Here is a 7,379-nt window from a genome sequence, read left to right on the forward strand (position 1 = left end):
TGTCCGAAGCTGTACCAGAATGTCGGAAGCCGACGAAACGGTCGCCGGGGCCGGACCGTCGGTATGGACGAGTGGTGCATCTCAAAACGGTGCGACAATCGGCACGCAACTTGCATCGATGGTTTTGTCACGGGCAGGCCAGTGGCGAGCGATTTTGCAGTATCTCAACTTTAACGCGTGCAAGCCGGCGACGCTCCTTTGAACCGGGGTCGACACGGATACAGCGGCTACTTGGACAGCGACTATTGATCTGATTGGAGCCTTCAATGCTTCATCGTTATTATGAACTCCCGTCCACGACTGCTCTCGAGATATTCGAGGCGTCGGCCCGCCATCTCTCATTCAACCTTGCGGCTTCCGAGCTAAACGTGACGGCGGGAGAGATCGGTCGGCAGATCAAAGCCATTGAGGACGAACTAGGCGTTCCGTTGTTTGTGAGGCCGGGAACCAGCGTGATACTTACCAGCGCCGGCAAAGACCTCTACAGCGTGCTGGCTAGCAGTTTTTCCCAGGCGTCCGATGTCGTCGAGACCATTAAACGCGGCGATCGTTTCCGGAATGTCACGATTGCCTCCACCGATGCGTTCGCCTCGATCTGGCTGATGCCGCGCATGCCGCGCTTTTGGGCACAGCATGGAGATATCACAGTCGACCATGTGATCTCCGACAGTTCGCGCGACTGTCGGCGCGCTGAAGTCGAGCTGCGCATCCGCTATGGCTTCGGCGTATGGCCTGACGAGACAGCGGAACTGTTGTTTGGCGATGTCATCTACCCGGTCTGCGGTCCCGGCTTCGCCCAGGAGCACAGTGATGCGACCGCCAAATGCTTGCCCCAACTGCCACTGCTGAAAGTCGAACGGATGGAACCGGACTGGGCCGGTTGGGACGAGGTCCTGCGCCGCGCGGGGATTCCCCACGGGCCGCTTCGTGGCCATAGGTTCAGCAAATTCTTCGTGGCTTTGCAAGCGGCCCAGGCTGATCAAGGCGTTTGCGTGGGCTGGCATCGACTGGTGAAAACATTGGTCGAAGAGGGCAAGCTCGTCAGGATTACAGACCTCGTGCTGGACGCCCTGGGAGGGTACTATCTGACGTGGAACGAGAACCGCGTCCTTTCGCCAGGGGCCGAGCAGCTGCGCGAGTGGTTGCGGAAAATCTCGTCTGAAGAGCGAAACGCTTGGAGTTAGAGTTCGCGCCCGGCGCCCCTGTGCATGGCTGGAGGCATAGCGGTGCGGCGATCGACATCAGACGTTTGCTGGGCGTGGATTCGCTCATTGCGGGACGGAGCAGGGAAGAAATGTGATCATTTCTGCATGCTGTCGCGTTCAGGCCTCACGGAGAGTAGGGATTTTAAACCTTATCAACTTCCTCAAGTGCTCAAAGATACTTTATAATCGTTCTTCGTGACGCTGTTTTCGATTTAACGGATACATCGCGCCGACATCGCCCCCACCTCAACCTTCTTCTGACGCTTCACTAGACCAGGCCGTTGGGATCAGGCGACCGTGGCCGAGCTTGCTGATTTCGCGCCCCCAATGCTGTGCCGATCTACGCAGGGCCTCCACGGCGACCCGGCAGCTCGGCTGGTTGGCAAAGAACGCCAGCACCTTGTCGCGCGGCTACGGAAAACAACGCGCCGACAGCATCGGCTGCGTGTTCAGTAATTCCCGGACGCTTGTTCCGGCATTAGCGAAACTGCTGTCCGGGAATTGGCGGAACCCTTGCCCGGCTTTTGCGAAATACGCAGCATCGGCCCATGCGCCCGAACAGTTCTTCGCCAGATCCACTTCGAATCGTGCTAACTTCCATGGGGGCACTCTTCTTTTGGCTGGCTGTCAAACACCCTCCATTCTAACACATCGATGCCATCGAGGGGCGCGCACACCATCAAACCCGTCTCTCTGCTCTCAATTGCAGCAATGTTCGGCGACGATCACCTCTTACCCGGGGCCACCTGCGCTGGTGCGGGGACGCGAGGGTCCGCTGGTTGTTCCTGTTCGCCAACTATCGAAAACGGTGTGATCGACCAATCGATTAAGTCGACAGCATGCTGCAGTATGAACTTGGTCTGAGCAAAGCTGCAAATTCCGACGGTTAACCGGACACCGTTCCGATCAAAAACCGGACGCGATTCCGAGAATTAACCGGACGCGTTTCCGATTAAATACCGGACAGTTTTAAAGCCTAGATAGTGCCTTTGGGTCAGCAACCTGCGCATGCACTCCCTCGACGGTAGAGGAGAGGTGCATGCCGAAGAGAAGAAAGCTGACCATGAGACAATTGAGGCAATTGCTACGACTAAGCGCCGACGGCATAAGCGTTCGTGACATTGCCACCATGCTTGGAATTGCCCGCAGCACGGTGCAGGACAACATGGAGAGAGCGACCGCCGCCGGTCTTTCCTGGCCGTTACCAGCGGAGCTGACCGACGATGTTCTCGAACATCGGCTCTTCTCCCGTCAGGGCGTCAAACAAGGACTGCGCCGACGCGCCGAGCCCGACTGGGGCGCGCTGGCGGTCGAGCTGAAGAAGCCGCGCGTGACGCTGTCGATCCTGTGGGAGGAGTATCGGGCCGTTCATCCTGACGGTTACGCTTACAGCAGATTCTGTGATCTCTTTAGAGGCTTCGAGCGGCGGCTGACGCCGACGGCTTTCCCCAGATCCAGAGCGATTCCGCCTCCGCGAATCCTCAGCGAGGCCGAGTTGGCATCACTCATCGACGCATGCCGCCGCATCTCGCCGGGAATCCTTCTCAAGGGCGGACAATGGCTTTCGTGAGGTACATTGAGCGCGCTCAGTTCGATGGGCCTGCCACTCGAACTTTGGCGCTGGATTTTGCCCTGCGGGCCTGGCTCGCCCAGGCACCGGTTCGCCGTGACCCGTCTCGGCCTCTGGCATCAGCAGCGCGCAGACGTTCAGGCGTTGCTCCCGCTGCTCGCCACATATCTCGGTCACGCCAGCTACAGCGACACTGCCTACTATCTCACCGGTTCGGCAGATCTTCTCGCCATTGCGGCGGAGCGCGCCTTCCTCGACGGAGGTGCAGCATGAGCGAACACCTGCTGCTGGCGCCGCTCCTGGAGTCCTACTTTCGCCGGCGCCTGACCAAACAACGCAATGCGACTCCCGCGACCGTGGCCAGTATCGCGATGCCTTGCGCATGCTGATCATCTTTGCCGCCACCCGATTGGCGAAGAAGCCGGCCGCATTGGCACTCGAAGACCTCGATCGAGACCTCGTTCTCGCCTTCCTCGATTTGAGCTCGAGGAGAAGCGCAAGAACGTCATCGCCACGCGCAACGCCCGACTAGCGGCCATCCGATCCTTCTTCCATCACGTAGCAGCCGCTGACCCGGCGTCCTTCGGTGTCGCCCAACGCGTGCTGACGATTCCCATAAAACGGGCTCACATTGAGGTGACGCACCACCTCACCAAGGCCGATGTGGACGCCCTTATTGCGGCCCCCGATCAGAGGACGTCCCGTGGGCGGCGCGACCGAACGTTTCTACTGTTTCTGGCACGGACCGGCGCCCTGGTCTCCGAAGCCACCGGCGTCAACGCAAACGACCTTCAGTTGGAACGGCCGCACCCACAAGTGCTGCTGCGCGGCAAAGGGCGCAGAGACCCCGTCGTCCCCATTGCTAAGGACCTGGCGCGGGCGCTGACATCCTTGTTGAGCGAGCGCGGGATCGCCCATCACGAGCCGCGAGCGATATTCGTCGGCGCCCGCACCGAACGCCTGACTCGTTTCGGAGCGACCCATATCGTGCGGCGTGCGGCCACAGAGGCCGTGCCTACCAGGCTGGCCTTGGCCGACAAGCCCATATCGCCGCACATCTTCCGGCACTCCCTCGCCATGAAGCTTCTCCAGTCCGGCGTGGACCTTTTGACGATCCAAGCCTGGCTCGGGCACGCTACAGGTCGCCACGACCCACCGCTATGCCGCAGCGGATGTCGAGATGATGCGCAATGGACTCGAGAAGGCGGGCGTCACCGGCGCTCACGGCGTGCGTTTCCGACCAAATGACTCCGTTCTGCAACTGCTGAACAGCATCTAAATATTATGTGGCGGAAAAATCCGGACCGGCGGGCCTAGGCTGGCACCAGGAAGGCTCCGCCACATAATCTCGCCCGACGCATAAATGCGGATCCCGGCCCAACGTCTCCTGAACCTGCAGGGCGAGGCCTTGCATTCCGCGACGCATATCGGTCCGGCCGACCGCCAACCAGATCCGCACCTGGCTCGGAACCGGGATCATGAAACGCCCAGCGCCTTCACCATCGCCGCCGCCAGTGTCGGCGGCGTGGTCAGCGGTATCCGCAGCCGCACCTTGCCGGCGACCTCCAGCTCGATCACCGCTGGGGATGCCGCCGGCACCGAAGCGGCGACAGGCTCATCGGGAGCCACGACAACCTCGGCAAAGCCCGTCTCGCGGGCTCTCACCGTGCGGCGCCACTTATAAATCAGGCTGGTCGCGACATCGTACTGACGCGCTACCGCCGCCACCGTGGACCCGGGCGCGAATGCCGCGGCCGGTATCCGGCACTGATCCTCTTCACGCCAACGACGACGACGCTCCGGTCCGGTCAATAACGTCACATGGCTCATGCTGTGCTGCTAACTACGCTCGAAAGGACGACCTTAAGAGCGCAGCTTCGCTACCGGGCCATGCTCCCGCAAGGCGGCCCTCGCCGAAGGCGTACCGATCTTCAATCATCTTGAGTCCGAAGTGCGCAGCTACGCTCGCAGCTTTCCCGTCGTTTTCGCGAGGGCACGGGGGGCTCAGCTGTTTGCGCGAGATGGGACAGCCTATCTCGACTTTCTCATGGGCTGCTCGAGTTTGAACTATGGGCACAATCCGCCTACGCTGAAGTCCGCGCTCGCAGACTACATCGCGAGCGACGGCATCACCCATGGCCTCGATCTGTATAACGGCCAAGGAGTCCTTTCTGCGAGAATTCCACGAGGCGATTCTTAGGCCGCGGCAACTAGACTACGTCGTACAGTTTCCCGGTCCGACCGGCGCCAACGCGGTCGAGGCTGCCCTCAAGCTAGCACGCAAGATCACTGGGCGCTCCAACGTCATAGCCTTCACCAACGGCTTTCACGGCGTGAGCCTTGGCGCTCTCTCCTGCACCGGCAACCGATACCACCGTGCGGCCGCCGGCCAGCTGCTTGGCGGCGTCACGCGGCTACCCTATGACGGCTATCTTGGATCCGCTGTAGACACCGCCGATTACCTTGATCGCCTGCTCTCAGATCCCTCCAGCGGCGTGGACGCTCCGGCGGCGGTGATTGTCGAGACAGTTCAGGGCGAAGGCGGCCTGAATGTCGCCGGCACGGAGTGGCTGCGCAAGGTGGCTGCGTTGCGCGCAAACACGGAGCTCTGCTGATCGTAGACGACATTCAGGCGGGTGTTGGCCGGACCGATGCGTTCTTCAGCTTCGAGGCCGCCGGTCTCCGCCCGGACATCGTCACGATGGCGAAATCGATATCGGGCTATGGCCTGCCTATGGCCCTCGTCCTTATTGATCGACAACTCGACAGGTGGGAGCCCGGAGAACACAACGGAACGTTCCGCGGCAACTGCCACGCTTTCGTCACCGCGCGCGTAGCCCTAGAGCATTTCTGGCGAACGGACAGCTTGGTAGCGTCCGTCAGCCAGAAAGGCAACCTGCTGAAGAGCCGCCTTGATCAGATCGCGCAGAAGTACGATCCCAGCCGAGTGTCAGCCAAGGGTCGTGGCATGATGCGGGGCATCGATCTCAAGTCTGGCGAGACTGCCCGTCAGGTCATCAGCACCGCCTTCCACAGGGGCCTTATAGTCGAGACCTCTGGTCCCAAAGACGAGGTCGTGAAGTGTCTGCCACCCCTCGTTATTGGGGAGGATCAGCTTAGCCAAGGCCTCGACATCCTCGAGGGTGCTATCGAAAGCGTGATCGGCAGCACAATGAACACGGCAGCGTAAGGGGTGAATCATGATCGTCAGGGATTTCAATGAGGAGAAGCTGGCAGCCCGACGGGTCCAGACGTCGCGGTTGCTTCTCAAGAACGATGGGATGGCCATATCACTAGGATCTATCCGGGCGCCCGACTCAAGATGCAATATCGGAACCACCTTGAGGCGGTCTACTGCATCTCAGGAACGGGCTCTATCGAGGATTCCCAAGCGGATGAGGTCCATGTCGGCGACCGGGCATCACTTACGCGTTCGATAAGCATGACGCCCACCTGCAGTGTGCCGAGACCGAATTGGTGTTGGCCTACGCCTTTGTACCTCCGTTGGCGGGCCGCGAGGTGCATGATGAGACCGGTGACCTCATGTCGCCCTAGGAAGTTCAATCCATGTCGGCAGCGAGAGTCGGGTCCTTCGCCTCCGCCGTCGGTCGTCATTCTAGCCGCCTTACACTGGCCCTACACGAGCACAGCCGCAGAACCAAAAGTATGACGGCGCGTCGAATTTCGATGGATTTCCCGTGGCGCGGGCTGTCCGGTGGACTTCGCATTGCACGACATTGCGATACGAGAAGCTCGCGACAATTGGCCCTGATTTTCAGTGCATTTCAAACTAACGGTAGAGTACGCTGCAATGCATGACGACGCGACCACACTTGAGGTATCGACATATATCTGCTCGCTTGACCAAAAGGCCCGCAAAGCGGGCGTGCAATTCAGGATGGGGGAAGATTTTGAGGAGTACCTTTCAATTACAAGTAAGATTGCCGGGAAATATGCTACCTTTCCGAACTTCCGCCCGGACTGTTCACAGCTTGAGCCCGGCCAGGCGTTTTGGGTCGTTGGAGAAGATAAATTCGGTAAAGTAGGGCATGTCCAGGCGCTTCGTGTGGATGATCTGGCGTCTACCAACTTGGCTGACCATCTTGAGTCATTGAAATCCTGCTATGTGGATCCTGCAAAGCATGCCGGCCCAGGTTCGTCGTGTGTTTGTGTCGCGCCGACTGCTCGGATCATAAGCGGGATCGCAGCGTATCACGGCGATTTATGGCTCCGAAGTGACCTTAGAGGACAGGGCTTAGCACCCCCGCTTGCAGGTGTCGCTTTTGGACTGGCATGGGCGAAATGGGCCCCCGATTTCATCTACGCTCTTGTGCCTTCTTGGCTTATCCAAAAGGGAGTCGCCGATCAGTACGGCTATCCTCACAGAGAAGCACATGGATCCGTCCTGCGTTTACCTGATCGAGACATCGAAGATGATGACTGGCTCATTTGGCTAACTCAACACGAATTATCTCAGCTAATCAAATGCTCGGCGACTGAAACGATCGAGCGGCTTTCTTGAGCGCAATTTTACTGTCGGATTTAGTCTTTCTGACGCAGACCTGACTATGAAAGATGAAGCTGTGGCGCCGGCCCGCAGTATG

Annotated in this window: 9 protein-coding genes and 2 pseudogenes; 8 read left to right on the forward strand and 3 right to left on the reverse strand. The window is 59.6% G+C overall.

The genetic code is table 11. The features are described 5' to 3' along the window. On the forward strand, positions 1-202 hold a 202-nt coding region (locus NKJ67_RS34865; RefSeq protein WP_352585851.1), incomplete at its 5' end, for a hypothetical protein. 64 nt (positions 203-266) lie between these two features. After that, the gene (locus tag NKJ67_RS34870) at positions 267-1,184 is read left to right on the forward strand and encodes a LysR substrate-binding domain-containing protein (RefSeq protein ID WP_352585853.1); all 918 of its coding nucleotides are present in this window, start codon (positions 267-269) and stop codon (positions 1,182-1,184) included. Between the two features lie 746 nt (positions 1,185-1,930). On the opposite strand, the pseudogene NKJ67_RS35265 reads toward NKJ67_RS34870, so the two are convergent. Beyond that, positions 1,931-2,077 (reverse strand): annotated as a pseudogene (locus tag NKJ67_RS35265) (ATP-grasp domain-containing protein); the annotation flags it as partial. Between the two features lie 167 nt (positions 2,078-2,244). Here NKJ67_RS35265 and NKJ67_RS34880 point away from each other — a divergent pair. From NKJ67_RS34880 to NKJ67_RS34890, 3 genes are all read left to right on the forward strand, one after another. Further along, positions 2,245-2,775, forward strand: a complete 531-nt coding sequence (locus tag NKJ67_RS34880) for a helix-turn-helix domain-containing protein (protein ID WP_352585855.1) — start codon at positions 2,245-2,247, stop codon at positions 2,773-2,775. 6 nt (positions 2,776-2,781) lie between these two features. Continuing rightward, complete coding sequence (locus NKJ67_RS34885) at positions 2,782-3,048, forward strand: site-specific integrase (RefSeq protein WP_352585856.1); 267 nt, start codon at positions 2,782-2,784, stop codon at positions 3,046-3,048. A 327-nt stretch (positions 3,049-3,375) separates the two neighbouring features. Continuing rightward, complete coding sequence (locus NKJ67_RS34890) at positions 3,376-4,023, forward strand: tyrosine-type recombinase/integrase (RefSeq protein ID WP_352585858.1); 648 nt, start codon at positions 3,376-3,378, stop codon at positions 4,021-4,023. Between the two features lie 34 nt (positions 4,024-4,057). On the opposite strand, the gene tnpB is transcribed toward NKJ67_RS34890, so the two are convergent. Next, positions 4,058-4,255 carry an IS66 family insertion sequence element accessory protein TnpB gene (tnpB, locus tag NKJ67_RS34895; protein ID WP_352452648.1) on the reverse strand — a complete coding sequence of 66 codons (198 nt, stop codon included), beginning with the start codon at positions 4,253-4,255 and terminating at the stop codon, positions 4,058-4,060. Beyond that, entirely contained in the window at positions 4,252-4,605 is a 354-nt protein-coding gene (tnpA, locus tag NKJ67_RS34900; RefSeq protein WP_352585860.1) for an IS66-like element accessory protein TnpA, read from the reverse strand. The genes tnpB and tnpA overlap by 4 nt, the downstream gene beginning before the upstream one ends. 178 nt (positions 4,606-4,783) lie before the next feature. On the opposite strand from tnpA, the pseudogene ectB reads away from it, so the two are divergent. The 3 genes and pseudogenes from ectB (at position 4,784) to NKJ67_RS34915 (ending at position 7,297) form a co-directional block, all read left to right on the forward strand. After that, positions 4,784-5,965: pseudogene (ectB, locus tag NKJ67_RS34905) on the forward strand (diaminobutyrate--2-oxoglutarate transaminase). 263 nt (positions 5,966-6,228) lie between these two features. After that, the gene (locus tag NKJ67_RS34910; protein WP_352585864.1) at positions 6,229-6,330 is read left to right on the forward strand and encodes a hypothetical protein; all 102 of its coding nucleotides are present in this window, start codon (positions 6,229-6,231) and stop codon (positions 6,328-6,330) included. A gap of 256 nt (positions 6,331-6,586) precedes the next feature. Then, positions 6,587-7,297 (forward strand): hypothetical protein, encoded by a 711-nt coding sequence (locus NKJ67_RS34915; protein ID WP_352585862.1) that lies wholly within the window; start codon positions 6,587-6,589, stop codon positions 7,295-7,297. Positions 7,298-7,379: the final 82 nt, after the last annotated feature.

The sequence above is a fragment of the Mesorhizobium sp. M0088 genome (genome assembly GCF_040322895.1).
In the GTDB taxonomy this organism is placed as follows: domain Bacteria; phylum Pseudomonadota; class Alphaproteobacteria; order Rhizobiales; family Rhizobiaceae; genus Mesorhizobium.